28 protein-coding genes and 1 riboswitch are annotated in these 24,208 nt (G+C 67.3%); of the genes, 17 read left to right on the top strand and 11 right to left on the bottom strand.

The annotated features are described in order from the left end of the window. Positions 1 to 19: 19 nt before the first annotated feature. Complete coding sequence (locus AC5RTS_RS14180; protein ID WP_493992652.1) at positions 20 to 1,348, bottom strand: sensor histidine kinase; 1,329 nt, start codon at positions 1,346 to 1,348, stop codon at positions 20 to 22. Between the two features lie 135 nt (positions 1,349 to 1,483). On the opposite strand from AC5RTS_RS14180, the gene AC5RTS_RS14175 reads away from it, so the two are divergent. The 5 genes from AC5RTS_RS14175 (at position 1,484) to AC5RTS_RS14155 (ending at position 5,301) form a co-directional block, all read left to right on the top strand. Then, positions 1,484 to 2,287, top strand: a complete 804-nt coding sequence (locus tag AC5RTS_RS14175; protein WP_493992651.1) for a MerR family transcriptional regulator — start codon at positions 1,484 to 1,486, stop codon at positions 2,285 to 2,287. 418 nt (positions 2,288 to 2,705) lie between these two features. Beyond that, the gene (locus AC5RTS_RS14170; protein WP_493992650.1) at positions 2,706 to 3,506 is read left to right on the top strand and encodes a hypothetical protein; all 801 of its coding nucleotides are present in this window, start codon (positions 2,706 to 2,708) and stop codon (positions 3,504 to 3,506) included. Between the two features lie 234 nt (positions 3,507 to 3,740). Further along, positions 3,741 to 4,136, top strand: a complete 396-nt coding sequence (locus tag AC5RTS_RS14165) for a (R)-mandelonitrile lyase (RefSeq protein ID WP_493992649.1) — start codon at positions 3,741 to 3,743, stop codon at positions 4,134 to 4,136. A gap of 67 nt (positions 4,137 to 4,203) precedes the next feature. Further along, entirely contained in the window at positions 4,204 to 5,049 is an 846-nt protein-coding gene (locus AC5RTS_RS14160) for an aldo/keto reductase (RefSeq protein WP_493992648.1), read from the top strand. Between the two features lie 9 nt (positions 5,050 to 5,058). Beyond that, entirely contained in the window at positions 5,059 to 5,301 is a 243-nt protein-coding gene (locus tag AC5RTS_RS14155) for a hypothetical protein (RefSeq protein WP_493992647.1), read from the top strand. Between the two features lie 38 nt (positions 5,302 to 5,339). On the opposite strand, the gene AC5RTS_RS14150 is transcribed toward AC5RTS_RS14155, so the two are convergent. Beyond that, on the bottom strand, positions 5,340 to 6,503 hold the full coding sequence (locus tag AC5RTS_RS14150; RefSeq protein ID WP_493992646.1) for a DUF4232 domain-containing protein: 1,164 nt from the start codon (positions 6,501 to 6,503) through the stop codon (positions 5,340 to 5,342). 23 nt (positions 6,504 to 6,526) lie between these two features. Then, positions 6,527 to 7,510 (bottom strand): alpha/beta hydrolase, encoded by a 984-nt coding sequence (locus AC5RTS_RS14145; protein ID WP_493992645.1) that lies wholly within the window; start codon positions 7,508 to 7,510, stop codon positions 6,527 to 6,529. Between the two features lie 111 nt (positions 7,511 to 7,621). On the opposite strand from AC5RTS_RS14145, the gene AC5RTS_RS14140 reads away from it, so the two are divergent. Both AC5RTS_RS14140 and AC5RTS_RS14135 read left to right on the top strand, forming a co-directional pair. Further along, complete coding sequence (locus tag AC5RTS_RS14140; protein WP_493992644.1) at positions 7,622 to 8,023, top strand: hypothetical protein; 402 nt, start codon at positions 7,622 to 7,624, stop codon at positions 8,021 to 8,023. Positions 8,024 to 8,111: 88 nt separating this feature from the next. Continuing rightward, on the top strand, positions 8,112 to 10,511 hold the full coding sequence (locus tag AC5RTS_RS14135; protein WP_493992643.1) for an ATP-binding cassette domain-containing protein: 2,400 nt from the start codon (positions 8,112 to 8,114) through the stop codon (positions 10,509 to 10,511). Positions 10,512 to 10,655: 144 nt separating this feature from the next. Here AC5RTS_RS14135 and AC5RTS_RS14130 read toward each other — a convergent pair whose 3' ends face one another. Next, positions 10,656 to 10,997 (bottom strand): YnfA family protein, encoded by a 342-nt coding sequence (locus AC5RTS_RS14130; protein ID WP_493992642.1) that lies wholly within the window; start codon positions 10,995 to 10,997, stop codon positions 10,656 to 10,658. A gap of 65 nt (positions 10,998 to 11,062) precedes the next feature. Here AC5RTS_RS14130 and AC5RTS_RS14125 point away from each other — a divergent pair, with 65 nt between their 5' ends. From AC5RTS_RS14125 to AC5RTS_RS14115, 3 genes are all read left to right on the top strand, one after another. Continuing rightward, positions 11,063 to 11,338 carry a hypothetical protein gene (locus tag AC5RTS_RS14125; RefSeq protein WP_493992641.1) on the top strand — a complete coding sequence of 92 codons (276 nt, stop codon included), beginning with the start codon at positions 11,063 to 11,065 and terminating at the stop codon, positions 11,336 to 11,338. A gap of 282 nt (positions 11,339 to 11,620) precedes the next feature. Then, on the top strand, positions 11,621 to 13,519 hold the full coding sequence (locus AC5RTS_RS14120) for an FAD-binding monooxygenase (protein WP_493992640.1): 1,899 nt from the start codon (positions 11,621 to 11,623) through the stop codon (positions 13,517 to 13,519). 101 nt (positions 13,520 to 13,620) lie between these two features. Then, positions 13,621 to 14,115 carry an ASCH domain-containing protein gene (locus AC5RTS_RS14115; protein WP_493992639.1) on the top strand — a complete coding sequence of 165 codons (495 nt, stop codon included), beginning with the start codon at positions 13,621 to 13,623 and terminating at the stop codon, positions 14,113 to 14,115. Positions 14,116 to 14,132: 17 nt separating this feature from the next. Here the strand turns inward: AC5RTS_RS14115 and AC5RTS_RS14110 are convergent, their stop codons facing one another. From AC5RTS_RS14110 to AC5RTS_RS14100, 3 genes are all read right to left on the bottom strand, one after another. Next, the gene (locus AC5RTS_RS14110) at positions 14,133 to 15,497 is read right to left on the bottom strand and encodes an LssY C-terminal domain-containing protein (RefSeq protein WP_493992638.1); all 1,365 of its coding nucleotides are present in this window, start codon (positions 15,495 to 15,497) and stop codon (positions 14,133 to 14,135) included. Positions 15,498 to 15,585: 88 nt separating this feature from the next. Next, positions 15,586 to 16,077 carry a GNAT family N-acetyltransferase gene (locus AC5RTS_RS14105; RefSeq protein ID WP_493992637.1) on the bottom strand — a complete coding sequence of 164 codons (492 nt, stop codon included), beginning with the start codon at positions 16,075 to 16,077 and terminating at the stop codon, positions 15,586 to 15,588. A 19-nt stretch (positions 16,078 to 16,096) separates the two neighbouring features. Then, complete coding sequence (locus AC5RTS_RS14100) at positions 16,097 to 16,846, bottom strand: hypothetical protein (protein WP_493992636.1); 750 nt, start codon at positions 16,844 to 16,846, stop codon at positions 16,097 to 16,099. Between the two features lie 225 nt (positions 16,847 to 17,071). Then, positions 17,072 to 17,138: riboswitch (guanidine-III (ykkC-III) riboswitch) on the top strand. A gap of 10 nt (positions 17,139 to 17,148) precedes the next feature. On the opposite strand from AC5RTS_RS14100, the gene AC5RTS_RS14095 reads away from it, so the two are divergent. From AC5RTS_RS14095 to AC5RTS_RS14080, 4 genes are all read left to right on the top strand, one after another. Continuing rightward, complete coding sequence (locus tag AC5RTS_RS14095) at positions 17,149 to 17,463, top strand: DMT family transporter (RefSeq protein ID WP_493992635.1); 315 nt, start codon at positions 17,149 to 17,151, stop codon at positions 17,461 to 17,463. A gap of 113 nt (positions 17,464 to 17,576) precedes the next feature. Further along, on the top strand, positions 17,577 to 17,798 hold the full coding sequence (locus AC5RTS_RS14090) for a hypothetical protein (protein WP_493992634.1): 222 nt from the start codon (positions 17,577 to 17,579) through the stop codon (positions 17,796 to 17,798). A 112-nt stretch (positions 17,799 to 17,910) separates the two neighbouring features. Then, positions 17,911 to 18,252 (top strand): YciI family protein, encoded by a 342-nt coding sequence (locus AC5RTS_RS14085; protein WP_493992633.1) that lies wholly within the window; start codon positions 17,911 to 17,913, stop codon positions 18,250 to 18,252. Between the two features lie 98 nt (positions 18,253 to 18,350). Continuing rightward, a complete protein-coding gene (locus AC5RTS_RS14080) occupies positions 18,351 to 19,490 on the top strand; it encodes a baeRF2 domain-containing protein (protein ID WP_493992632.1) in 1,140 nt (379 codons plus the stop codon). Between the two features lie 54 nt (positions 19,491 to 19,544). On the opposite strand, the gene AC5RTS_RS14075 is transcribed toward AC5RTS_RS14080, so the two are convergent. Beyond that, positions 19,545 to 20,183, bottom strand: a complete 639-nt coding sequence (locus tag AC5RTS_RS14075) for a class I SAM-dependent methyltransferase (protein ID WP_493992631.1) — start codon at positions 20,181 to 20,183, stop codon at positions 19,545 to 19,547. A gap of 26 nt (positions 20,184 to 20,209) precedes the next feature. Then, the gene (locus AC5RTS_RS14070; RefSeq protein WP_493992630.1) at positions 20,210 to 21,064 is read right to left on the bottom strand and encodes an aldo/keto reductase; all 855 of its coding nucleotides are present in this window, start codon (positions 21,062 to 21,064) and stop codon (positions 20,210 to 20,212) included. A 164-nt stretch (positions 21,065 to 21,228) separates the two neighbouring features. On the opposite strand from AC5RTS_RS14070, the gene AC5RTS_RS14065 reads away from it, so the two are divergent. Further along, on the top strand, positions 21,229 to 21,384 hold the full coding sequence (locus AC5RTS_RS14065) for a YegP family protein (RefSeq protein WP_493992725.1): 156 nt from the start codon (positions 21,229 to 21,231) through the stop codon (positions 21,382 to 21,384). 356 nt (positions 21,385 to 21,740) lie between these two features. Continuing rightward, the gene (locus tag AC5RTS_RS14060) at positions 21,741 to 22,730 is read left to right on the top strand and encodes a lantibiotic dehydratase C-terminal domain-containing protein (RefSeq protein WP_493992629.1); all 990 of its coding nucleotides are present in this window, start codon (positions 21,741 to 21,743) and stop codon (positions 22,728 to 22,730) included. 240 nt (positions 22,731 to 22,970) lie between these two features. On the opposite strand, the gene AC5RTS_RS14055 is transcribed toward AC5RTS_RS14060, so the two are convergent. Both AC5RTS_RS14055 and AC5RTS_RS14050 read right to left on the bottom strand, forming a co-directional pair. Further along, entirely contained in the window at positions 22,971 to 23,213 is a 243-nt protein-coding gene (locus AC5RTS_RS14055; RefSeq protein WP_493992628.1) for a hypothetical protein, read from the bottom strand. Positions 23,214 to 23,319: 106 nt separating this feature from the next. Further along, on the bottom strand, positions 23,320 to 23,928 hold the full coding sequence (locus AC5RTS_RS14050; RefSeq protein WP_493992627.1) for an MOSC domain-containing protein: 609 nt from the start codon (positions 23,926 to 23,928) through the stop codon (positions 23,320 to 23,322). 130 nt (positions 23,929 to 24,058) lie between these two features. On the opposite strand from AC5RTS_RS14050, the gene AC5RTS_RS14045 reads away from it, so the two are divergent. Further along, a complete protein-coding gene (locus tag AC5RTS_RS14045; protein ID WP_493992626.1) occupies positions 24,059 to 24,181 on the top strand; it encodes a hypothetical protein in 123 nt (40 codons plus the stop codon). Positions 24,182 to 24,208: the final 27 nt, after the last annotated feature.

Raw genomic sequence — 24,208 nt, 5'->3', positions numbered from 1 at the left:
GGAAGGCGGCGCTGGGGAATCATGCCTTCGACGATAGCGGAAGCTCCACGGTGATCCGGGTGGGCCCGCCCGCCGGTGAGACGATGTCCAGCCATCCGTCCACCGCCCCGGCGCGTTCCTGCAGCCCGGCGAGCCCGGTGTGGCGGCCGGCGCGGCGGCCGACGGCGGCGCCTCCCCGTCCGTCGTCGGCGACGGTCAGCAGCAGCCCCTCGCCGTCGTTGTGCGTGCTGACGCTGATGTCGATCCGGCTGGCGCGGGCGTGCCGGACGGCGTTGGTCACCAGCTCGGCGGCGCAGAAGTAGGCAATGGCTTCGATGGCAGGGTCCGGCCGGCGGGCCAGGGTGTAGGTCACCGTGGCGGGCAGGGCGGAACCGGCGGCCAGGGTCTCGAGCGCCGTGTCCAAGCCGTCCTCCAAGGCCGCCGGGCGGATGCCGCGGGCCAGTCCGCGCAGGTCCGTCAGGGCCTCCTTCGCGGTGCCGTTCGCGCTGTCCAGCAGGGCGAGGACCTCGGGTGAGGCATCTGCCGCGGCGAGACGCTCGCGGACATCGCCGACCTTCATGGCGATGGCCACCAGCTGCGCCTGGGTGCCGTCATGCAGGTCCCGCTCAATCCGGCGCAGCCGGGCATCGGCGTCGTCAACGGAGGCGCTGCGGGACTGTTCCAGCGTCCGCACCCGCAGGCTGGACGCCGTCGGGGTCAGCAGGGCCGAAGCCAGCAGCGCCTGCAGCCGGGCCGTCACGTTGTTGACCCAGGGCCAGAGGAAGAAAAGGATGAGCAGTCCGGCGCCGGCGTAGATGGCCTGCCACATGGGGGTGTCGGCATAGACCTCGGGAAAGACCTGTGTGCCGCGGTGCCAGGAACCGTCGGCACTTTGCTGCAGCGGGATGAACCGGTACCAGAACCAGTGCGTGGCCCCGCCGAGTCCAAGCGCCAGGAACGTGGTGCTAAGTGTGAAGGCGATTATCGACAGGACAAAGGAAACCTCCATGTGCACAATCGCCCGCCATCCCGCCCCGTCTGTCAGCCCGCTGCGCAGGAAACCGACAAAACCGCGGCGGGGCGTAAACGGCACCGGGGCCTGGAGATCGGTGCCCAGCAGATGCCGGGCCAGTCCGCGGTTGAGGAGGCCCCAGCCGCGGGCCCCCACAATCATCGCGGCGGGAATCACGAGCCCGGCCCAGGTGAACGCCAGCGAAGCGCCCAGGGAGACGGCGGTCACCGCATATGTGAAGGCGAGCGGCGTGAGCACCAGGGAAATCCAGTGGTAGCCGAACGCCCGCCAGGTTTCCCCGCGGAAGAGGGCGGGAACTCCGGATTGGCGGGAGGCAGCGGGCAGTGATTGCGTCATGATCCAAGTCTGCCGGTGCCGCAGGCGTACCAACACCGGGCTCGCCGCCGTACAGCGGTAGGGAAAACCCCCGTTTTGGAGCGGATCGGAGGCGATACTTGACCCTGACACAGTGGCAGACGGGAGAACTGAAGCATGTTATCCATCGGAGCGTTCGCGCAGATCGGGCAGGTGACCCACCGCATGCTGCGGCACTGGGACACCGCCGGACTGCTCGTGCCCGCCCACGTGGATGGGTTCAGCGGCTACCGTTCCTACGATCCCGCGCAGCTGGAACGGCTGCACCGGATTGTCGCCCTCCGCCAGCTCGGTTTCGGCCTGGAGGACGTTGCCTCCATCCTCGACGCCGGAGTGGACGCAGCCCGGATTGCGCACCTGCTGCGCGCCCGGCGTGCCGAAGTGGAGAACGAACAGCGCACGGCAACCGCCAGGCTCGCCGACGTGGAGCGCAGGCTCCGCCTCATTGAAAAGGAAAATGCCATGTCCCGGATCGAAATCATCTCCAAGCCCCTGCCCGCCGTCCGCCTCGCCGCCCGCACCGCCGTGGTTGCCGAACAGCCGGAAGTCCCCGGCGTCGTCGGCCCCCTCTTTGAGGCAGTGGGCGACGCCGTGGCCTCCGCCGGGGCAACCCCCGGCACTCCCATTGCCCAGTACGAGATGGGGGAGGACGGGATGGACATTGTGGTGGGCTTCACCGTCACCGGGGAGGTGCCCGGGACCCTGCTCACCGTGAACCTGCCCGCGGTGCCTGCAGCCATCTGCGGAGTGCATCTGGGTGCCATGGACCGGATCGGGGACAGCTGGCAGGCGCTGCACGCGGAAATCATCGCCCGCGGCTTCGCGCCGTCGGGACCGTGCCGGGAGGTGTACCTTCGCTCGGACTCCGCAAACCAGCAGGACTGGGTGACTGAGCTGCAGCAACCGGTGGAACGGGCGTAATGCAGCTCGCGGGCCGGCGGGAGCACGCCGGCCCGCGAGAGCCGTCGGCTGGATGACAGCGGGCCAAGCACCTGTGAAAAAATCAAAACCACCCGGACCAGTATGCGCGGATACTCTTTTCCGCTACTTAGGTGCTGCGTAGGCTCGGTTCAGCCACAGCAATTTGACCCGGTTTCTGACACCACTGCCAGGCTGGCGGGTTATCGAACGGCCCCTCCCTGACATGGGTGTTGCGTTCATTCCCCGACGTGCCTGCATCCGGCCATGCCTCCCATCCGGTGGGTACGGCTCACAAGTGCACCCTCGTCGGCAGGAGCTCACCGCCATGAAAAAAGTCCGCCAGATCCGTGTCCTGGGTTTCCTCGCCGTTTTTATGTTTGCTTTTGCAGGAAGTGCCGGAGCGGCACAGGCCGTTAATATGCCAACGCAAACGTCCCCCGACCTGACCGCCGGCAAAGTCACTATTTGCCACCACCCGCCCGGGCAGCCGGAGGACGTCTACAACTACCAATCCGTGAGTACGTCCAGCGTGTTTGGCGGCAACGGCCATGACAGCCACCCGGGCGACGTAGTGCCGCCGTTTGAGGGTTATAGCGGGAGCGCGAAGTGGCGCGAGGACCCTGTCCAAGCTGCGCAGTTCCTGGCCAACGGTTGCTCCAATACGCCGCCCACCACCTCGCCCGCTCCCACCCCCTGTCCCACCACGGATACGCCGGTCCCCACGCCTACCACCGCAACGCCGACGCCGACGCCGACGACCGCGACGCCGACGCCGTCGCCCACCACTGGCGCGCCGACGCCTGACCCAACTACCGGCGCACCGACAACCGGCGCACCGACAACCGGCGCACCGACAACCGGCGCACCAACTACCGGCGCACCAACCACCGGCGCACCGACAACCGGTCCCACTGGCACCTCCTCCCAGGGCGGGGGCGGTGCTGCGGGCGGCGGAGGTGCAGCCAACTGCACCTGTCCGGACGCCGCCGCCGCTATTGCCGCTGCCGAAGCGGCAGGGCTTCCGGTACCCACCGCGGGACCTGACGGCGTTCTGGTAGACCCCGTCAGCGGCAACACCGTTCGGCCCTGCGCACTGGCCTACACCGGCATCGAGGAAGGCGGCTTCCCCGTCGCGCCGGCGGTCCTGGGCCTTGGCACACTCGCGGCCGGTGTTGCGGCCATCGCCCTGACCCTCATACCGCGCGGGCGGCACGGCTAAGCGCTCAGGCCGGCGTTCTCGGCCCTACCTTGGCATGCCTGCCGGTGCAGCGAGGCTTCCCCCTCCCGCATCGCCTGCGGCCCTTGTAGTGTCGAAGGCAGGCTTGCGGCCTGGTCCGGGGGGAATCCCGTCCGGTGCCGCACGAAACCGCCCGGCACGAAACCGCCCGGCGCGAAGCCGTCCGGCGCGAAGCCGCCCGGCGCGAAGCCGCTCACCCATCGGCAGGGAGATGCCATGCAATTGGAACCACGCCAACCCAGTACCAAAGGGCCTGCCGGTATGTTCACCGGCGACGTCTGGTTCGAGGTCATCGCCGCCCCGAAACCGGTCCCCTCACGGATGCGCGTGAATGCCGTGCACTTCGCTCCCGGTGCCCGTACGGCCTGGCATTCCCACGCCGTCGGGCAGACCCTGCACATTACCGAGGGGTATGGGATGGTGCAGGCCCGGGGCGGCCTCGTGGTCCACGTGCAGCCCGGCGACACTGTGTACACCCCGCCGGGGGAATGGCACTGGCACGGTGCCGCCCCGAACAGCCTGATGACGCACCTGGCCATGTGGGAGGCGCCGCCGGTGGGTGAGGAGTCTGAATGGGGAGATCCGGTTACCGACGCGGAATACGACCTGTAACGCGGCATCGCATGTCTGTGCAGCAGGGGGAACTCCTGCAGCAAACCGCCAGCGAAAGGACAACCCGATGGAATACGTCACCCTCAACAACGGCGTGGAAATGCCGATCCTCGGCTTCGGCGTCTATCAGGTCCCGCCGGAGGAAACTGAAGCAGCGGTGACCCAGGCGCTGGACGCCGGTTACCGCTCACTGGATACCGCGGCCGCCTACCGGAATGAGGACGCTGTGGGCCGTGCCGTGCAGAAGAGCGGCATTGCGCGCAACGAACTCTTTATCACCACCAAACTGTGGATCCAGGACAACGGTGAAGCCACCACCAGCCGGGCCTTTGAAACCTCGCTGCAGAACCTCGGCACCGACTACGTGGACCTCTATCTCATCCACCAGCCCTTTGGTGATGTCTACGGCGAGTGGCGGGTCATGGAACAGCTCTTTAACGACGGCGCCGCGCGGGCCATCGGGGTTTCGAACTTCACCTCGGACCGGCTGGTGGACCTCATCATGCACAATGACGTGGTCCCGGCGGTGAACCAGATTGAAACGAACCCCTTCTACCAGCGCGCCGTCGAGAACCAACTGATGGCGGACCGCGGCGTGCGGCATGAATCCTGGGCTCCGTTTGCGGAAGGGAAGAACAACCTCTTCTCTGATCCCACGCTGACGGCCGTGGCATCCGGGCACGGGAAGTCCGTTGCCCAGGTGGTGCTGCGCTGGCTGATCCAGCGCGGAATTGTCGTCATCCCCAAATCAGTGCGGCCGGAGCGGATGGCAGAAAACATGGAGGTCTTCGACTTCGAGCTCAGCCCGCAGGAAATGGCGGCCATCGCCGATCTGGATGCCGGGCACTCGCTGTTCTTCGATCACCGCGACCCGGAAGCCGTGGCCCGGCTCAGCGGTGTCCGGCTGGAGTAGGTTCGGACCATGAAGCCTTCAGTGCTGTCTTTATGGTCATCAGGGTCCGTGCTCTCCATCGGATCGAAGAACTCCGTGCTGTCGATCGGCAGCGTGGGCTCGGCCTGTTCCATTGGCTCCATCGGGTCCTTCGGCTCCGTGCTGGCGGTCGGCTCGGCGTTGTCCGCGCTGGCCGTGATGTCCTGGCTCTCGGCCGTATCCATCATGTCCTCGCGCTCCGTGGCCGGCGTGATGGCCAACGGTAAAGCCTGACCGCACCCCTGCAGCCGCCGATTGAGGGAAGCGCGGCCCTAGCCGGCCGATGCCTCGTCTTCGGCAGGTGCCCAGGCCGTCACGGTCAGGAACCCGGGCTCCGCCAGATCGATATCCGCTTCCAGTTCCTGTCGTTCGGTCCCGGCATAGGGTGCCACCAGCAGCGTGCCGACCCGGACCATGTCTGCCCCGGCGGTACCGCGCCAGCCGATGTCTGCCGTGGCTTCCGCGCCCGGTGCCAGGGTCACCGGAACGGCCGCGGAATCCTCGGTCATCATGGATCCGCCATGGACTGCGGTGATGCCCATGACCCAGCCGTCGCCGCTTTCAAAGTCCAGGTCCGGGTACCCCTGCACGGTGCAGGTCCGGGTGCCGGTGTTTTCCAGCATGATCCGGGCGGCACGGTGTCCGGTGGCGGCATTCCACCCGCCGATGGACAGTGCTACTTCGTCGCCCACGCACCATTGCGGATCAACTTCCGAAACTGCGGCGGCCACGGCCGCAGCACCGTACACCGTGGGTTCCGGTGTGGGGACGGCTTCCGGGACCGGTGCCGGTTGCGAGGAGTCCCGGGCGGTCAGCGGCAGTGCCACCAGCAGCGCCGCCGAGAACAGGGCGAAGGCGCCCAGTGCCCAGGCCCGCTGCCGTCCCGGCACGGTGCCCTCACCCTGGTTCCCGGAACCGCCGTCGTCGGCCGGGCTGCCGACATCCTCAGGCCGGGAACGCAGGTAAACAGCCAGAAGCGCAGGCATCCAGCCCCAGCTCACACCCCAGTACGCGCCGGTCAGCAGCGAGGGTGCCAGCATGTCGAAGATCCACTGCAGCCGGCCCAACGGCCATGCGGCGAGAATGCCGGCTGTGGCCAGCACCCCTGAGCCGGCCACGGCGGCCAGGACCACGCTCATCCAGCTGGCCAGGAAAAGTGTGCCGCGCGGTGGTTTCCCCGTCGTGGTGCCAGGCAGGAAGGCCAGGGTCAATGCCGCCACCGGCAGGGCGGAGAGCGCGGCCACCAGGACCTTGCCCGGCCCATCCAGCATCGAATGAATGCGGACCGGCATGGTGTCCGGGGCGAGCACCGCCGCCAATCCCAGCGGTATTCCGCTGCCGGCGGTCAGCAACAGCTCATACGCCCATCCGGAAATCAGCCAGAGCACAACCACGGCAGCCGGCAAAAGAAGCGGTTTTAGCAATGTTTTCCCCATGGCCGGAGCGTACCCCACGAGGCTCAAGGGCCCTCGCGCCGGAGATGCGGCGCACTCCCCGGAACCAGATACCGCCGCAACTCCGCGCTGACCTCGGCCAGTGCCTGCGGGGCACTGCGGAACAGGCGCGGGAACCCCAGATATCCGTGCGGCATTCCCACGTACGTGGTGCTGCGGACCGGCACGCCGGCGGCGCGGAGCGCGTCGGCATAGCGCAGCCCGTCATCGCGGAGCGGGTCGTGTTCGGCCACCTGGATCAGGGCAGGGGGCAGCCCGCTGTGATCCAGCGCCAGCAGCGGCGAGGCGTAGGGATTGGCGTAATCCTCTGCGTGAGGGAGGTAGAGGCTGCGGTAGCGCTCCATGTCGCGTTTGGTGAGTAACGGTGCACCGGCTTCGTCCTCCATTGAGGCACTGCCCAGGGTCAGGTCGGTGGCGGGATACAGCAGGCCCTGGAAGGCGATTGCGTGCCCGGACCGGTCCCGCGACATCAGCGTCAGCACGGCCGCGAGGTTGCCGCCGGCGCTGTCGCCCACCACCGCCAGCCGGCCGCCGTCGGCGTTCCACTCCGCGGCGCGCCCGGCCAGGTCCGCCAGCGCTGCATAGCAGTCCTCCGCGGCAGCGGGCCAGGGGTGCGTCGGCGCCAGCCGGTAGTCGAGGGACACGACGACGGCGTCCGCGTCCCGGGCAATGGTGCTGGCGATCCCGTCATAGACGTTCAGGGTTCCGAAGGTCCAGCCGCCGCCGTGGATGAACACCACCAGCGGCAGGGTTTCCGCGGTACGCGCCGGACGGTACATCCGGACGGGGATCCGCCCGTCGGCTCCGGCCGCGGTGCCCTCCCGCACCTCCACGCCTGGCACCATTCCGCTGATCAGCCAGTCAGTCACCGGGTTATGGCGGATGGTGAGTTTCTGCTCGGCGAGAATCCGCTTCTCGCTTTTATTGGCCACCGAGAAGCGCTTCAGTACCCTGCCAAGCAGCCGTACCCGCAGATCAAGCTTTGCCATGGCGATGCCCTTTGGTGCCGGAAAAGTGCTCCGCCCGACGCCGGTCCGGCGAGGCGGGTCTTGTTAACACGGTAGAGTCCCGGGAAAGCACCCGCGACTGGAAAGGCCGGAATGGCGAAGGACGAGCCACAGGATCTACCGGGCACAAGGACGGCTGCACTCGGGGCAGCCGTGCCCGCACAGGCGGTGCCTCCGGGAGCCGCGGGCGCATTCGAACCGCCCGGCAGGCTGGGCTGGTCCGGCGGCATCGCGCTGGGGCTGGGCATGACGTGTTTCCTGCTGACCCTGCTGCCGGCATTCGCACTCTTTCAGCTCACGCTGGAGGTCGAGGGCTGGACGGGGGCAGCGGTGTGGATGGGGCCGGGATGGGCTGCGGGGCTGAGCCTGGGCATCATCCTGTTGGTGGTCGGTGCCCGCAGCGGGAGTCCCAAGGCGGGTGCCTGGGGCCTGCTGGGCATGTTCCTGCTCTGGCTGGCGCCCTGGGTGCTCATAGTACTGGGGCAGCAGGCCTGACCCGCGGCGCCCGCCGGCCGCCGTCGTCGTAAAGGCGTTGCCCGGCCACCGTGCGCGGGGCAGAATCGAACCGACGGACGGAGCAGCCATGAGCGCGGGAACCACAAGCAGGGACAGCACGACGGCGGGTCCGGAGCACGTCGCGGACCGCCATGACGTGATCCGGGTGCAGGGCGCCCGGGTGAACAACCTGCGGGACATCAGCATCGAGATACCCAAGCGGCGGCTGACGGTCTTCACCGGGGTGTCCGGTTCAGGGAAAAGCTCGCTGGTGTTCGGCACCATCGCCGCCGAATCTCAGCGGCTGATCAACGAGACCTACAGTGCGTTTGTGCAGGGCTTTATGCCCTCCCTGGCCCGGCCGGAAGTTGACCTGCTGGAGGGGCTGACCACGGCCATCATCGTGGACCAGGAGCGGATGGGCTCCAACCCGCGCTCCACCGTGGGCACCGCCACGGATGCCAACGCCATGCTGCGTATTCTGTTCAGCCGGCTCGGGCAGCCGCAGATCGGCCCGCCCAATGCCTACTCCTTCAACGTGCCCTCCGTCCGCGCCTCCGGAGCCATCACGGTGGAGCGCGGAGACGGGAAAACCCGCGCCGAGAAGGCCGTATATAACCGGCTGGGCGGGATGTGCCCGCGTTGTGAAGGCACCGGGGCGGTCACCGACTTTGACCTCACCGCCCTGTATGACGATTCGAAGTCGCTGGCCGAAGGCGCCATCACCATTCCCGGCTACAGCATGGAGGGGTGGTTCGGCCGGATCTTCGCCGGGTCCGGGTTCTTTAATATGGACAAGCCGATTGCGAAGTTCGGCAAGCGGGAGCTGCATGATCTGCTCTGGAAGGAACCCACCAAGATCAAGGTGGAGGGCATCAACCTCACCTATGAGGGCCTCATTCCGAAGATTCAGAAGTCCATGCTGTCCAAGGATCCCGAATCCATGCAGCCGCACATCCGCGCCTTTGTGGAACGGGCCATCACGTTCAGCACCTGCCCGGACTGCGACGGCACCCGGCTGGCCCCGGAAGCGCGCTCGTCGAAAATCGGTGGCCTGAACATTGCCGATGTGTGCGCCATGCAGATCAGCGACCTGGCCGCGTGGGTCCGCGGCCTGAAGGAACCGTCGGTGGCCCCGCTGCTGGCCGGACTGCAGCAGCTGCTGGACGCCTTCGCGGAGATCGGGCTCGGCTACCTGTCGCTGGACCGGCCTTCGGGAACGCTCTCCGGCGGGGAGTCACAGCGGACCAAGATGATCCGGCACCTGGGGTCCTCGCTGACCGATGTCACCTACGTTTTCGATGAACCCACCATTGGCCTGCACCCGCATGATATTGCCCGGATGAACCGGTTGCTGCTGCAGCTGCGGGACAAGGGCAACACGGTGCTGGTGGTGGAGCACAAGCCCGAGACCATCGCGATTGCCGACCATGTGGTGGATCTGGGACCCGGCGCCGGCAGCGGGGGCGGCACGGTGACCTATGCGGGACCGCTGGAGGGGCTGCGGGAGAGCGGAACCCTGACCGGCCGGCACCTCGGGGACCGGGCGCGGCTGAAGGATTCGGTGCGCACGCCGTCGGCCTTTCTTGAGGTCCGCGGGGCGGACACCAACAACCTGCGCGACGTCGACGTCGACATTCCGCTCGGTGTGCTGACGGTCCTCACCGGTGTGGCTGGTTCGGGCAAAAGCTCGCTGATCTCCGGTTCCGTGTCCGGGCGGGAGGGTGTGGTGACCGTGGACCAAAGCCCCATCCGCGGGTCCCGGCGCAGCAACCCCGCCACCTACACCGGGCTGCTGGAGCCGATCCGCAAGGCCTTCGCCAAGGCCAACAACGTCAAACCCGCACTGTTTTCCTCCAACTCGGAGGGCGCCTGCCCCACCTGCAACGGTGCCGGCGTGATTTACACCGAGCTGGGCGTGATGGCCACGGTGGAGTCGGTCTGTGAGGACTGTGGGGGCCGGCGGTTCCAGGCCTCGGTGCTGGAATACCGGCTGGGCGGCAAGAACATTGCCGAGGTGCTGGCACTTTCGGTTGCCGAAGCCGAAGACTTCTTCGGTGACGGCGAAGCCCGCACCCCGGCGGCGCACAAGATCCTGACCCAGCTGGCCGGCGTCGGGCTGGGCTATCTGCACCTGGGCCAGCCGCTGACCACGCTCTCCGGCGGTGAGCGTCAGCGGCTGAAACTGGCCACGCACATGGGCGGCAAGGGCGGCATCTACGTCCTGGACGAGCCCACCACCGGCCTGCACCTGGCCGACGTCGAACAGCTGCTGGCACTGCTGGACCGGCTTGTGGATTCGGGTAAGTCGGTCATTGTGATCGAGCATCACCAGGCCGTGATGGCACATGCCGACTGGATCATCGACCTGGGTCCCGGTGCGGGGCGCGACGGCGGCACGGTGGTGTTTGAGGGGGCGCCGGCGGATCTGGTGGCGGACGGGTCCACGCTGACCGGGGAGCACCTGGCGGCGTACGTGGGCGGGTAGGTTTCTGCTGCCGGCTGGCGATTCTTCGACCGGTTTGGGAAATTTCGCCCACTTTATGGAAACTCAGCCGGTTTAAACCGTTCGATTCCTTCCAACCTGGCCGGTTTTTCCCAAACTGGTCGATTTCCCGGTGCGGACGGCCGGTCAGGACACCGGGGTGCGCGGGGCGAACATGATCACTGCCACCCCGGCCAGGCAGATCAGCGAGCCGGCGATGTCCCACCGGTCGGGCCGGAACCCGTCAAAGACCATGCCCCAGGCCAGCGAACCGGCCACGAACACGCCGCCGTAGGCCGCCAGGATCCGGCCGAAGTTCGCGTCCGGCTGCAGCGTGGCCACAAAACCGTAGAGGCCCAGGGCCATCACGCCCAGTCCGGCCCACCACCAGGCCCGGTCCTCCCGGACGGCCTGCCAGATCAGCCAGGCACCGCCGATTTCCGCCGCCGCGGCGAGGCCAAACAACAGCACGGTCTTTGCAATGGTCATGGCATCCATCCTGCCGTACCCGCGTTCACGGCAAATTGTCAGACGGGGGAGGCATGATCTGCTGCATGGGGGACAGATCGCGAATTTACGGGGATATTGGACAGCCCGCCGCCGGAGACGGGCCGGCGGACACGGGAAGCCGCAGGGCCGTGCTGCCGGAGCTGGGGCCGGGGCAGGTGTACATCATGAAGTCCGGCTGGGTATTCCACACCCGGGCATGCCAGATTGTCCGGCGGACCTGGGAGTTCAACCCGCCGGGGCTGCTGATTGTGGGTGCAGAGGGGGCCGAGGGGCGCCGGGATTGCGGCTCCTGCCTGGCAGGGCGAAAAGCGTCCGGCTGACGCAGCAACCGTCTGCCCGCGCCGGCAGGCTGAAAGTCAGCGGCCCGCCAGCGGCCCGCCCGTGCCGGCAGGTTGAAAGTCAGCGGCCCGGCACCGACCGGGCCACCGGCCCGTCAGCGGGCCGCCGCCGGCCCACCCGGGACGGACCTCAATGTTGTGAGCTGTGTCATACGTCCCGTAGGGTGTTGACACCGCATGCGCCCGGCTGGCGAACCAGTGTCCATACTGCAACGCCCACCTTCCGAGCCGCGGCACCACCGGCACAACGAAGTGAGGACACGCGTGCAGTTCCACCATCACGGCTACGTATCCGGCGACCCGCGCGTTCAGCCCGCCGCAGGGGTCGGCGTCGACCGTCCGGCCGAGCTGCCCGACGAAATGGATGTGCTCATTGTCGGCACCGGACCGGCCGGCATGCTCACCGCGGCGCAGCTATCCCAGTTCCCGAACATCACCACGCGGATTATCGAGCGCCGGGACAGTCGGCTGGTTATCGGCCAGGCGGACGGCATTCAGGCCCGCAGTGTCGAAACCTTCCAGGCCTTCGGCTTCGCAGCGGAAATCACCGCCGAGGCGTACCGCATCACCGAGATGTGCTTCTGGCGGCCGGACCCCGAGGATCCGTCCCGCATTATCCGCTCCGGGCGTGCCCTGGATGATCCGCACGGGATCAGCGAGTTTCCGCACCTGATCGTCAACCAGGCCCGGGTGCTGGACTACTTCGCCCGGGTCATGGCCAACTCGCCTTCGCGCATGGCGCCGGACTACGGCTTCGAGTTCCTGGGCCTGGAGGTCGACGACGACGCCGAGTACCCGGTCACCGTCACCCTCCGGCGCACCGCCGGCCCGGATGAGGGCACCGAACGCACCGTGAAGGCCAAGTACGTGGTGGGCGCCGACGGTGCGCGCAGCCGGGTCCGCGAGTCCATCGGCTCCACCCTCAAGGGGGACAAGGCCAACCACGCCTGGGGTGTGATGGATATCCTCGCCAACACCGATTTCCCGGATATCCGCACCAAATGCGCCATCCAGTCCTCCAACGGCGGCAGCATCCTGCTGATCCCGCGCGAGGGCGGGCACCTGTTCCGCATGTACGTGGACCTGGGCGTGGTGCCGGAGGATGACAACGGAGCCGTCCGTAAAACCACCATTGACCAGATCATCGCCAAGGCCAACAGCATTCTGGCTCCCTACACGATGGATGTCCGGAACGTGGCCTGGCACAGCGTCTACGAGGTGGGCCACCGCCTCACCGACCGGTTCGACGACGTGCTGCCCGAGGATCTGGGCACCCGCACCCCGCGGGTGTTCATCACCGGGGACGCCTGCCACACGCACAGCGCCAAGGCCGGCCAGGGCATGAACGTGTCCATGCAGGACGGTTTCAACATCGGCTGGAAGCTCGGCCACGTGCTGGACGGCCGCAGCCCGGAGGCCCTGCTCTCCACCTATTCGGCCGAACGCCAGGTGGTGGCGAAGAACCTCATCGATTTCGACAAGGAATGGTCCACCCTCATGGCCAAGAAGCCGGAGGAATTTGAGAACCCCTCGGACCTGGAGGACTTCTACGTACGCACCGCCGAGTTCCCGGCCGGCTTCATGACCCAGTACACGCCGTCGATGCTGATTGCCGACCCCGCGCACCAGGAGCTGGCGTCCGGCTTTCCCCTCGGCAAACGCTTCAAGTCCGCCATGGTCCAGCGGGTCTGCGACACCAACCCGGTGCACCTCGGCCACCAGGCGGCGGCGGACGGCCGCTGGCGGATCTACGTTTTCGCGGACAACGCCTCCGCGGGCAGCACCTCGGCCGTTTCAGAGCTGGCGGACTGGCTGGAGACTGCACCGGACTCGCCGCTGGCCGCCACCCCGGCGGGCCTGGACCGGGATGCCTGGTTCGATGTGAAGGTCATCTACCAGCAGGAACATGCAGGCATTGACCTGATTCAGGTGCCCGCAGTGTTCAAGCCGCAGGTCGGCCCGTTCCAGCTCAATGACCTGTCCAAGGTCTACGGGCTGAATCCGGCCTCGGACATCTTTGCCGAGCGCGGCATTTCCCGCGACGGCGCCGTGGTGGTGGTCCGTCCGGACCAGTACGTGGCCAACGTGCTGCCGCTGACGGCCACCGCGGAGCTGGGGGAGTTCTTCGCCCCGCTGCTACCGGCCCGGCAGGCCCAGCACTAAAGCGGTCTCTCCGGCCGTTGACGACGGCGGCACCCGGGTGCCGCCGCCGTCGTCGTTCAGGGGTAACCCGGACCATGCCCGGAACTGAGAGACTTGCCGGTATGGATACCGCTGAAATTGCCTACGACTACGACGCCGCCGCGCAGCTCTGGGACGCCTATGCCGCCGCCTTTCCGGCCAGGGCGGCCGCCGCCGGGGAGTATACGGTGGAGGCCTTCGGTGATTCCCCGCAGATGGCCGATGAACTGCTGGCGCTGGTCCTGTCCGGCCGCAAGCGGGCCACCTCCTCCGACGTCGCCGGATATGCCGCCGACGGTGAACCGTTGCCGCGGATCGGCGTGCACTGGATTGTGTGTGACGGCGCCGGGGCGCCGCGCGTGATTCTGCGGACCACGGAACTGCGGCTTGGCACCTTTGACGACGCCGATGCGGCGTTTGCCCGCGATGAGGGCGAGGATGATCTCAGCCTGGACTCCTGGCGGCGTGAACACCGGAAGTTCTGGCAGCGCACCTCCGCGGCCCGGGGCGGCACCTGGTCCGAGTCCGACGAACTGGTATTCGAGCGCTTCGAGGTCGTCTGGCCTGCCGGGGGTTAGCTCCGGGTCGCCACCTGTTAGGCCGCCGCCTTCGCAGCGCGCACCCGCCGGCGCCGGTGGCTGTGCATGCGGGCATAGATCCTCGCCCGGCTGCCGGAGAGCGCCAGGATGAGCAGGATGTCGAAGGAATACCCGAAGAGGTTCGAGCCCAGCGGGACATCAGGTCCTGTCGTCACCACCGTGACAATCTGCAGGACAATGGCCACCGCGCTCAGGGACATGGCGGTGACCCGGGCAACGTTGCTGCCGCGCAGGATGAAGAGGGCAAGCACCGCCTCCACACAGGCAAAGACGGTCAGTGAGAAACTGGCGGGCGCATAGGTGCTGCCCATGTCTGCCAGCCCCTGGCTTTGCTCACCCAGCAGCTGCGTCACCCAGGGCGAGTCGGCAAACCGGGTCAGGAACGGCGAGGCCACGGTCAGGGCAGCCACACCGCGCAGGAACACCAGCACTGCGCCGAACACCACCGGCGCCGGCCGGTGGAGCGGAAGCCGGGACAAAGTGCTGATGCCGGTCCGGTTGATCGCGGCCAGTTCCTCCTGCTCACCGGCGGACTCCGGCACTCTGGCCAGGTCCACCACGGGGAGGTCGCCGTCGGTCGCAATGGTATCTCCGCCGCCGTTGCGGGAGTGATATCCGGTGGAGAAGTTCTTGATCACCTCAACGGTCACCTCCGGGGAGGTTTGCCGGAGGGACGAGACGAGATAGTCCCGCTCCGCGTCGATGTTCTTCCCGACCCGGTGGGTGACCTGCAAGGTGAACAGGGACAGCCCGACGGCGCGGTCAAAGGAGGCGGCCGCCAGCCAGTCCGAGGCAATGCCGCCGGGCAGCATCCAGCCTTCCGGGCAGCGCCAGAACCGGACGTGGTGGCGTTGCCGCGGATTGCCGTCCACTTCCTGTTCGTAGGCGAAATCCTGGTGCCGGCCAAAGAGCAGCAGCGGGCTCACCGGCGCGTTGGGGTAGCTGCGGTGCAGCAGGGTGGAGCTCACAATGCCCCAGCTGCTCGCCAGGGACACCGGGTCCGCCAGATGCCAGCCGGCCCGGCCGAGCGCTCCGCGCAGCTGCTCCTCGTTGCCCAGAAACGCGAGGTTGACGGCGTCGCCGAACAGGCCCGCATTGGTGCGGGTCCGGCCCATAAAGTAATCCGGAATGAAGATATGAGTGAGAATCCGGTCGATCCGGGGCAGCACCAGATAGGCCAGGGCCGCCCAGAACACCACCAGGAAGCCAATGTGGCCCAGCTCCAGCGATTCCTCCAGGAGCAGGACGGCAAACCAGATGGCTGCGAGCCCGCTGAAGGCGAAGAAAGCCTGGTCGATGACGGTGGCTGCCGTCGCGGACCCCTGACCGTCCTTTCCGTCCCCGGCGTCCGACTGTGTCATGAATCCACGCTGACCCGCGGCCCGGCCCTCGTCAATGCGCTCGCGCAGGTTCGGCGGTGCTGCCGGGCAAGGCATGCGGCACGGCGCGCTAGCCGGTGGGGATCAGGTACCGCAGCAGCCGGCCGCCGTCGTCGGCGTCCTTACCCTGTGGCACCCCGCCGGCCCGTTCGATGGTCCGCGCCGAGGCGGTATTGTCCGCCGCGCAGATCACCAGCACCTCTGCGAGCCCGAGGCGCCGCGCCTCAGGCAGCACGGCCCGCAGCGCCCACACGCCGTATCCCATGCGCCGGGCGGAGGGGCGGATACCGTAACCGATGTGTCCCGCCCGGAGCACCGCCTCGCCCTCCCCATGCCTCAGGCCGATGCCGCCCAGCACCGCACCGTCCGCCACGATCCAGCGGTAGGTGCACCCGGTGTCGCCGGCGAGCCGCTGCAGCCAGGCCGCGAACCCCTCCGGGGTGCCGGTGTCGTCACCGGGCAGGAGACCAAATCCGTCCTCGTGCAGGCCCGGACCCCACTCAGCATGCGCCTCACGCCACGCGTCCTGCAGCGCGGCCGAGGGGGCGGTCAGCTGGGGCATGCCGCCACTATAACGGCAGCTAGAACGGAAGGTTGGAGGCACTCAGGGGATGGACAATGAGCATCCCGGTGATTTTTCCGGAGCCGTTGTAGGCCACCCGGCCAATCCATTCCCCCGCCTCATGGTTCAGCTGCGTCTGTCCCACCAGGCCGCCGCCCAGCAGCTGGTTGATCTGCTGCAGCACTACGTTGCGGCCGTCGGCGGTCTGGATGACGGTGTCCGAGAGCGATTCCAGTGCACCGGTCTGCTGCACCACGCCGTCCCAGACCTCCATGACCTTCTTTTTGGTGAGCGTGCGCGAACATGTGAACGTCATCAGCGCCTTGACCCCGGCGTAGTCGCCCTTGCTGAGCATCCGGAAGACCTCTTCGGTGCGTTCCTCGAGATTTACCACGGGCTTGGCCATAAGTTCTCCTCCTGTTTCAAGTGCCGCTGCCGAGCCGAACCGTTTGAACGCGGCCTGCCGGGAAACCCCCAGCGCCTCGCCTATGAGCTGCCAGGACACTCCGGCTGCCCGGGCCGCGTTGACGGCGGAGCGCAGGTGCGCCTCGGCTGCCCGCTCAATGCCGACGGCGACGGCGACGGCGGCAGCTGCGTTCGGGGCGGCTGCTGCGTCGGGGGCGTCGTCGTCGTTAGTACCCGTGGCCGTGTCCGGGGCGCCGTCGTCGTCGTTAGGGCCGGCGGTCGTCTCCGTGCTGGCGGCGAGCCCGTGGGCCTGGTCCACCAGGCGCATGAGTTGCGCCAGGGGGTTCTGGTCCGGAAATTCCATGCCCTCAACCTACGGTGTGCATGTGATTTGTCAACCCATAGATGACATCTCACGGGTTTGTGACGGCAGGAGCGGATCGAGTCTGCAATATTTACCGTTTTCGGCTTCAAAACCTGCATATTTTGCAGACTCGATGGCAGGGCGCCGCTGGGCATACCGGAATCTCCTTCGCTGGAGGCGGTCCCGGCCCGAGTTGCCCCCGGCATCCGGGCGTGCGACCGTGGAAGGGAGGCCGCGACACGGTCTCCCGGACGAGGGGTGCCGTACCCGGTGTGCGACAAGACGGCCCGTGGGAGATTGTTATGTCATGGATTGTCCTGGTGCTCTCCGGTGTCCTGGAAGCGGTCTGGGCCACGGCCCTGGACAGGTCGCAGGGATTCAGCCGGTTCTGGCCCTCGGCCATTTTCGTTACCGCCCTGGTGGCCAGCATGGCCGGGCTGGCCTTCGCCATGCGGGAACTACCGCTGGGCACCTCGTATGCCGTCTGGGTGGGGATCGGCGCCACCTTGACCGTCGTTTATGCCATGGCCACCGGTGCGGAATCGGTGTCCCTGCTGAAGATCCTCTTCCTAACGATGATTGTGGGCGGTGTGGTCGGGTTGAAGTCGCTGCACTAGGCAAGTTCCTGCCCTGAGTGGCCCGGGCTGCCGCGGAGCGGCGGGACCCGCAGCAGCCGGCCGGGCAGGTAGATTCTTAGGTGAACCGCAGCCCCACCGCCGAAAGAGGAACAATGTCCGCTTCGAAATCCATGCTTCCCCTGCAGATCGTGACGCTGGCCCTGGTGCTGCTGTCCTGCGTGATGACCGCGATCGTGGGCTACTGGGTGGCTTGCGGCATTCTGGCGCTAACTGCCGTGCTCAATGTCATCAGCATGGTCCTGTACCACCGCTCCCGCGCAGGGGAAGCCGCCCGGGAATCAGCCCGGCCTGCCAAGGAAACAGCGGCCGTCTAGGTCTGAGGGCCCGGTGTTCGCCGGCGTTTCCGCCCGGCACCCCTCGCAGCTTGTGCCTTTGTCCGTAAGAATGAACGGCACACCTGCCCGCCAGCCACCAGGAGCCGACGCCATGACCAAGTATCTGATCTCCTTTCCCAGCAGCGCCATGATTGTTCCGCAGCAGGAGCTGCAGGCCGTGGCGGACGCCGCGCACGCCGTCATGCAGGAAGCCAAGGACGCGGGCGTCTATGTGTTTGGCGGCGGCATCGATGAGAGTGTCCCGCCGGTGATGGTCGACGGCGAAGGGACCGTCATTGACGGCACCTATCCGCAGACACGGCAGATCGAGGGAGGCTATTCGGTGCTGGAAGTGCCGACCCGTGAGGCGGCACTGGAATGGGCCGCGAAGTTCGCCGCTGCCTGCCGGTGTGCGCAGGAAGTGCGCGCCTTCGCTTACGATCCCGCCGCCTGACGTCCGCCGGTCCGCTCCAACCCTTTAACTACCGGCGGAACCGGTGTTAGCTGGAGGAACGGATTGACTGCTGCCGCCCTTGCGCGAAGGAGATCGACATGACGGAGAAGCTCCACAAATTTGCGGATCTGTATCGGGAACAAGGGCCGTGGTGCGCCGCCTACGTTGACGCCGCTGCCGGAACGGTGGAGGCCAAGGAAGCCGCCGAGGTCCGTCCCGGGGATATCCTCGCAGCGCTGGCCGCGCAGGGGGCACCGCAGGAGGACCAGCGGGCGATGGAAAGCGCTGTGGATCCTGCGTACGGGCTGCCCGCCCCGATCTCGCGTTTTGTGCTGGTCCGGCAGGGCGGGGTGGAACTGAACGAGCTGCTTCCCGGCCCGATGGTGTCCCCGCAACAGGTGTCCGTTGGCCCGGTGCCGGATCTGCTGCCGCTGCTCAAGCACCGTCCCGAGGAATTCCCCTACATCGTTGCCGATGTTTCCCGCGAGGGAGGCGAGATCCGCCTCGAGTATGTCGGCCAGCCCGGCCCTCCCTCTGTGGAAGGCGTCGAGGGTTCCACTGAGGACATCCACAAAGTGTCCGGCGGCATCTGGGGGCAGGACAAGATGCAGCGCCGCACGGAAGAAGTCTGGCGCCGCAACGCCGAAGATATGGCCGAACAGATTGACCGGGTGGTGGACAGCAGCGGTGCCCGGCTGATTGTGCTTGCCGGCGATGTCCGCGCCCGGGGGCTGGTGCAGGAACAGTTGGCGGAGGCGCACAAGCCGTTGGTCAGCATGATCGATTCCGAGCCCCGCCCCGAAGACTCCCACCAGCAGGCTTTCCAGGATCGGGTTATGGAGCGCGTTGCCCTGCAGTGGGCGGCCGAACAGGACCAGATCATGGACCGGCTTGCCCTGCAGGAAGGGCAGGCCAACCCGGAATCCGCCTCAGGTGTAGGGGCCGTGGTCACTGCTCTGCAGCAGGCGCAGGTGGAGGTGCTGATCCTCAATGACAGTGCGCTCGCCGACAGGCAGATGCTGGCCCTGGGTGCCGAGCCGTGGCTTGCCACCGCGGAGGAACAGGCCCTCGGCGCCGACGTGCTGGGCCATGTGTCCGCCTCGTCAGCCATGCTGCGCGCGGCGTCACTGACGGACGCCAGCCTGCTGCTGGTGCCCGACGGCGTGCTGCCGAGCGGCACCGATGTCGCCGCGCTGCTGCGCTGGCCCACCGGACCCGCGGCCCCGGGCGCGGCCTGAAGCAAGGACGACGCCGGCGGCCGACGCCGGCCGGCGCCGGCTCCCGGCGTCCGGTTAGGTGCGCCGGACGGCCTGAACGACGACGTCGCGCAGGGTGACCGGCGATCCGTCGGGGGCGGTGAGGGTGCGGGGGTGTTCCTCGGCCAGGTCGATGGTCCATTCGGCCGGATCCAACAGTGCCCGGATGCTGGCCGAGGTGACGACGGCTTCCTCCGGCGGATGATGCCCGTGCGCCGTCGTCGCCTCCGGATCATGGGCATGCCCCACGATAAGCAGGGTGCCGCCCGGAGCCACCCAGTCCGCGACGCGTGCGTAGAAGTCCAGCTGCGGCATCGCCGGGTGGGCATAGTTGGTGGTGACCAGGTCAAAGCCCCGGCCGGGTTCCCAGGACGTCAGGTCTGCCTCCACCCACGCCACGCTCCCGGAGAGGGGCTGCGCCTCGGCCCGCCGGGCCGCCGCTGCGAGGGCCGACGCCGAGACATCCGCACCGGTCACGTCCCAGCCGCGGGCGGCGAGTTCCACGGCCTCGGCGCCGGTCCCGCACCCTGCATCCAGGGCGGTGCCCGCCGGGAGTTCGGCCGCAACGCGGGCCACGTAGGGGTTGGCGGGAGTCTCGTGGCCGGCGGCCGGATCAGCGTCCGGTGCCGCGTGCCAGTGCTGCTCCCAATAGTCCTTATCGAAGCTGTGGTCCATGGTTTCAGCGTAGCCGGGTAAAGCGACTACTTCCCGCTGAACACCGGGAACCGGCTGGACTGTCCGTAGTCGTTGATGCGCAGCCGCCACAGCGCGTTGAGGTCCTCGTCGGAGATGCTGAAGTCCACCTGCGCGTTCTCCTGCATATGGTCAGGATTCGCCGTTTTGGGCAGTGCGACCGTACCCAGCTGCAGGGCATACCGGATGCACAGCTGGGGGACCGTTGCCGAGTAATGCGCGGCTATCTCGGCGACGTCTTCGTTCTCCAGGATCTCCCCGTGGGCGATGGGGGAGTAGGCCTCAATGAGGATGCCCTCCAAGGTGCAGTAGGAAAGGAGATCATCCGGGGTATTGCCCACGTGGAACAGCACCTGGTTTACCTGCGGAGCCACCGTGCAGACCGAGAGGATGTTCGCCACATCGGACTGTTCGAAGTTGGAGACGCCGATGGAGCGGAGCTTGCCCGCCTGCTGGGCTTCCTCCAGCGCCCGCCAGGCCGCCCGGTTGCCCTCGGCATAGCTGCCGCCGCGCCAGTCGTTCCAGGGCTGGGGTGCGTGGATCAGCATCAGGTCCAGGTAGTCCAGGCCCATCGTGGCCAGGGACCCGTCGATGGCGGCCACGGCGTCGTCGTAGTCCTTGATCTCCGCCGCCAGCTTGCTGGAAACAAACAACTCATCGCGGGGAACCCCGCCCGTGCGCACGCCCTCGCCCACCCCGTGCTCGTTGCCGTAGGCCTGGGCAGTGTCAATGTTTCGATAGCCGATCTCGACGGCGTCCCGGACCGCCTGCGCCGCGGCGCCGTCGTCAATAAACCAGGTGCCCAGACCCAGCTTCGGAATGGACCGGCCGTTGGTCAGGGTGTACGTCTCATCCAGGATCATGGTTCCGGCTCCTCGCCGATCAGCGGAACACGCTCTTGACTGCCATGGTCCCGCAGTCCGCGGGGAAGGGGAACGGACGCCGGGAAGTCCGGCCGGAGGTCGGGAACATCAGGTCCCGTGGACCGGAGCGGCCAGCCGGGAGCGCTAGCCGGTGAGATCGCTGCCTGAAGGCAGGAAACGGCGAGATCATCGCCTCCTCCGAGAGCTACAAGTCCAAGGCATCGGCGCTGAAGGGAGTGGAATCCGTCCGCCATAATTCCGGTGCCCCCGTCAGAAGCCGCCGGCCTTGTCCTGGTACACCTCGAATTTTGCTGCCATGACTGCCTCGCTTGAATCGGATTCGTTTCCCGCACGGCGGGGACGGCACGGCGTGCGACCGCCCGACGTCGGGACGCGGCTCATCCAGCGTATTCCGGCACGCGCCGGATGGACCCGGCCTGCGGCAAGTTTTTCCCGGCTGCTGGCGGGCGCTGCTGGCGGGCGCCGCGGCGGAGTGCCTGCGAAGGGCAGGCCACCTGCACCGCTGTGCGCCGACTACCCGTGTGCACTCCGGGTCAGCCAGCAATAATCGCATTCCCGTGCAGGAAACGGGTACCGCCGCCGGGTATTAATTCACCGGCCGCGGTGCACGTTCCCCGCATCGGAAAACCGAAGGCCAGTCAATCTTGGGGATGAAATGAGCCAGACGATACAAACGCAGAGCGGGCGAAGTGACCTGCCCGGCCGGACAGCAGAGCGGCAACCAGAATCGACGCTGTGGTCCATCCTGACCATCGAGTCAACGGCACCCGAACCGGGGTACAGGGACTGGGGTGATGACATCATCCGCCATATTGCCGCCCCGCTGAGCGCCCAGGCACGCAACTGGGGAGGACGGCGGTTCGGATTTACCCGGACCCTGGACCCGGACCGTCCTGCGGTGCATCTGCACGTGAGTGCCGCCGAGGACGTGGTTGGACGCGTGTGGAAGTTTGCCCGCGCGCTGGCGGAGGGGAAGGAGGATATCCCGGGGCTGATCAAGTTCTCCGTGCCCACGAACATCGTGTATCCGCCGCCTCCCGGAGAAGCCGTGCCTGAGCTGATGGAAGCCACGTTTGCCCGGTTCGGCGGGCATCACGGAGTGAAACTGGTGGCGGAGGTGTCCGAGTTGTCTGCTGACCTGGCCATCTGGGCAGTGAACCGCTTTCCACGCCCCAGCATGCGCTCCACCCTGGCCGCGCTGCTGCTCTTCGATACCGCCCACGCCATGATGCGAGGTCCCCGGTCCGCCGTCTGGCCGGACCGCAGAGCCGTCAGCTGGGACTTTTACTGGAATGCCCATCTGCAGTCCTGCATCGGAGCCTCGGGCCAGGCGGCCGAGCACGTTCGAGCGGCGATGGTGGCCCGGATTGCGCCGCGGATCATGCCGGCCCACCGGGTGATGGCCGCCCTTGCTTCCGAGCCGGCCGTGGCTCTGTGGCGCAATCGCTGGATGCAGGCCATCGATCTGTATCTGTACCGGGCGGACAAGCAGCGGATCAGCCGCAGTGCGCAGCGGCTGACCATGGCAGCGAGCGGGCTGCTGCTCAACCGGATGGGCATAGCCGCCCGCGAAGAGGCGAATCTCGGACTCTATGCACGGGCCTGGAGCAAGGAAGCCGAAGCCTACTATTCCGGCGAGAAGTAACCCGTCCCGAAGGCCCGCCGGACTCTTCCGGCGGGCCTTCTACGGGGCACCGGCCGCCGCCGGATAGGTTCCGGCACCGGCGGGAGGTCAGCTTCCGGCGGCTGGCATCTCCTGCTGTGCACCGCGACGCCGAGTTCAACGCCGGACTGGACGTCCTGCTGGACGGGGGCGAGGCCCTGCGTCCCGCCTGGCGGGCCGGGTAACCAAGGCAGAGCCAGCGGGCCCGGAACGATCTCCGGACTACAGCGCATCTTCCGAGGATTTCGGGCGCGGGTCCGGGTTCTTCCATCCGCCCCGGTGCGTCATGGACGGTTCGACCGGTTCCGGTGCTTCCCGTACGACAATCAGGATGGTGGCAAGGGGCCCCAGCAGGATGGATAAGAGGAACCAGATCCAGCGGGAGCGGTTCTTCTGCTCGGCAAGGCCGGCATTGATCAGCGCCACCGTGAACCAGAAGGTGCCGGAAGTAACGTAATTGTCCATCGGCCCACCCTAGCCGCACGTTGCAATGTGCCCGGTCGTGGCCGTCCAGAGCGTTGACCACCAAGGTCGGTCTTGCCCGGTGAAACTGGTTGGCTCCGAGGTGGGATCACACGATCTTGAGCCGGCGCGGCGGCCCGGCCGGAAGCTCAGCGCGGATCGCGTCGTCGACCGTCACCCGTCCGCCGCTCAGTACGATGCCCATGATGCCGGTCTTCCGCACGGTTTTCCCTTTACCGTCGCGGGGCAGCACCCCCTTGAGCAGCCCGGGCTGGAACCGGTCAATCTGCCGGCAGGGGTTCCGCAGGCCGGTGACCTGGACCACGGCGTCGGCTCCGATCCGCAGGAGGGTCCCCTCCGGCAGGTTCAGCAGGTCGATGCCGCGGGTGGTGATGTTTTCCCCGAGGTCCCCGGGACGGACGTGAAAGCCGTCCTGCTCCAGTTCGTCGAACAGTTCCGCCTGGATCAGGTGCACCTGCCGCAGGTTGGGCTCCGCGGGGTGCGACTTCTTCCGAAACACGTGCTGCACCGTGGTCCCGGCATGCGCGTCTCCGTCAACGCCGAGCCCTTCCACCAGCAGCACCGAGTCCACGCGGTCCTTGCTGAAGTTGTGCTTGCTGCTCTGACTGACGGAGAGCACCCTCGAAGCCGTTGTGTTCTCCGCGGCAGCATTCTCCTGGACTGCAGGTTCAGTCGCTGGATTCCGGCTGGACGTCATGCAACTGATCATTCCATGTTTCGGGGCCGCCTCGCCGGTGTTTCCCGGGCCGCGGCCCTGTTGTTGGCGGGCAGTACTGCGGATAATTGACGCTCACCAGAGCGACACCGCATCCGAGCCGGGAGCAGCCATGTACCTTGCGGAGAACAGTGTGGGAATCGGCCCGTGGTCCGCCAATGTGGGACCGTTTGCCATCATCATCCTGATCGCCCTCATCGGGCTGGTTGTCTATTACGTCCGCAAGCGTGACTGACCGCCGCTGTCGGGACAGGCCGAGGCA

The sequence above is a fragment of the Arthrobacter sp. MDT1-49-2 genome (genome assembly GCF_059090185.1).
Note: the sequence above shows the minus strand (reverse complement) of the source record. Positions and strands in the feature narration are given on the sequence as shown.

Excerpts from the sequence above, each read along its gene's own strand:
- AC5RTS_RS14180 (WP_493992652.1), bottom strand. The coding sequence starts at position 1,348 with ATGACGCAATCACTGCCCGCTGCCTCCCGCCAATCCGGAGTTCCCGCC.
- AC5RTS_RS14175 (WP_493992651.1), top strand. The coding sequence starts at position 1,484 with ATGTTATCCATCGGAGCGTTCGCGCAGATCGGGCAGGTGACCCACCGC.
- AC5RTS_RS14170 (WP_493992650.1), top strand. The coding sequence starts at position 2,706 with ATGCCAACGCAAACGTCCCCCGACCTGACCGCCGGCAAAGTCACTATT.
- AC5RTS_RS14165 (WP_493992649.1), top strand. The coding sequence starts at position 3,741 with ATGCAATTGGAACCACGCCAACCCAGTACCAAAGGGCCTGCCGGTATG.
- AC5RTS_RS14160 (WP_493992648.1), top strand. The coding sequence starts at position 4,204 with ATGGAATACGTCACCCTCAACAACGGCGTGGAAATGCCGATCCTCGGC.
- AC5RTS_RS14155 (WP_493992647.1), top strand. The coding sequence starts at position 5,059 with ATGAAGCCTTCAGTGCTGTCTTTATGGTCATCAGGGTCCGTGCTCTCC.
- AC5RTS_RS14150 (WP_493992646.1), bottom strand. The coding sequence starts at position 6,503 with ATGGGGAAAACATTGCTAAAACCGCTTCTTTTGCCGGCTGCCGTGGTT.
- AC5RTS_RS14145 (WP_493992645.1), bottom strand. The coding sequence starts at position 7,510 with ATGGCAAAGCTTGATCTGCGGGTACGGCTGCTTGGCAGGGTACTGAAG.
- AC5RTS_RS14140 (WP_493992644.1), top strand. The coding sequence starts at position 7,622 with ATGGCGAAGGACGAGCCACAGGATCTACCGGGCACAAGGACGGCTGCA.
- AC5RTS_RS14135 (WP_493992643.1), top strand. The coding sequence starts at position 8,112 with ATGAGCGCGGGAACCACAAGCAGGGACAGCACGACGGCGGGTCCGGAG.
- AC5RTS_RS14130 (WP_493992642.1), bottom strand. The coding sequence starts at position 10,997 with ATGACCATTGCAAAGACCGTGCTGTTGTTTGGCCTCGCCGCGGCGGCG.
- AC5RTS_RS14125 (WP_493992641.1), top strand. The coding sequence starts at position 11,063 with ATGGGGGACAGATCGCGAATTTACGGGGATATTGGACAGCCCGCCGCC.
- AC5RTS_RS14115 (WP_493992639.1), top strand. The coding sequence starts at position 13,621 with ATGGATACCGCTGAAATTGCCTACGACTACGACGCCGCCGCGCAGCTC.
- AC5RTS_RS14110 (WP_493992638.1), bottom strand. The coding sequence starts at position 15,497 with ATGACACAGTCGGACGCCGGGGACGGAAAGGACGGTCAGGGGTCCGCG.
- AC5RTS_RS14105 (WP_493992637.1), bottom strand. The coding sequence starts at position 16,077 with ATGCCCCAGCTGACCGCCCCCTCGGCCGCGCTGCAGGACGCGTGGCGT.
- AC5RTS_RS14100 (WP_493992636.1), bottom strand. The coding sequence starts at position 16,846 with ATGGAATTTCCGGACCAGAACCCCCTGGCGCAACTCATGCGCCTGGTG.
- AC5RTS_RS14095 (WP_493992635.1), top strand. The coding sequence starts at position 17,149 with ATGTCATGGATTGTCCTGGTGCTCTCCGGTGTCCTGGAAGCGGTCTGG.
- AC5RTS_RS14090 (WP_493992634.1), top strand. The coding sequence starts at position 17,577 with ATGTCCGCTTCGAAATCCATGCTTCCCCTGCAGATCGTGACGCTGGCC.
- AC5RTS_RS14085 (WP_493992633.1), top strand. The coding sequence starts at position 17,911 with ATGACCAAGTATCTGATCTCCTTTCCCAGCAGCGCCATGATTGTTCCG.
- AC5RTS_RS14080 (WP_493992632.1), top strand. The coding sequence starts at position 18,351 with ATGACGGAGAAGCTCCACAAATTTGCGGATCTGTATCGGGAACAAGGG.
- AC5RTS_RS14075 (WP_493992631.1), bottom strand. The coding sequence starts at position 20,183 with ATGGACCACAGCTTCGATAAGGACTATTGGGAGCAGCACTGGCACGCG.
- AC5RTS_RS14070 (WP_493992630.1), bottom strand. The coding sequence starts at position 21,064 with ATGATCCTGGATGAGACGTACACCCTGACCAACGGCCGGTCCATTCCG.
- AC5RTS_RS14060 (WP_493992629.1), top strand. The coding sequence starts at position 21,741 with ATGAGCCAGACGATACAAACGCAGAGCGGGCGAAGTGACCTGCCCGGC.
- AC5RTS_RS14055 (WP_493992628.1), bottom strand. The coding sequence starts at position 23,213 with ATGGACAATTACGTTACTTCCGGCACCTTCTGGTTCACGGTGGCGCTG.
- AC5RTS_RS14050 (WP_493992627.1), bottom strand. The coding sequence starts at position 23,928 with ATGACGTCCAGCCGGAATCCAGCGACTGAACCTGCAGTCCAGGAGAAT.
- AC5RTS_RS14045 (WP_493992626.1), top strand. The coding sequence starts at position 24,059 with ATGTACCTTGCGGAGAACAGTGTGGGAATCGGCCCGTGGTCCGCCAAT.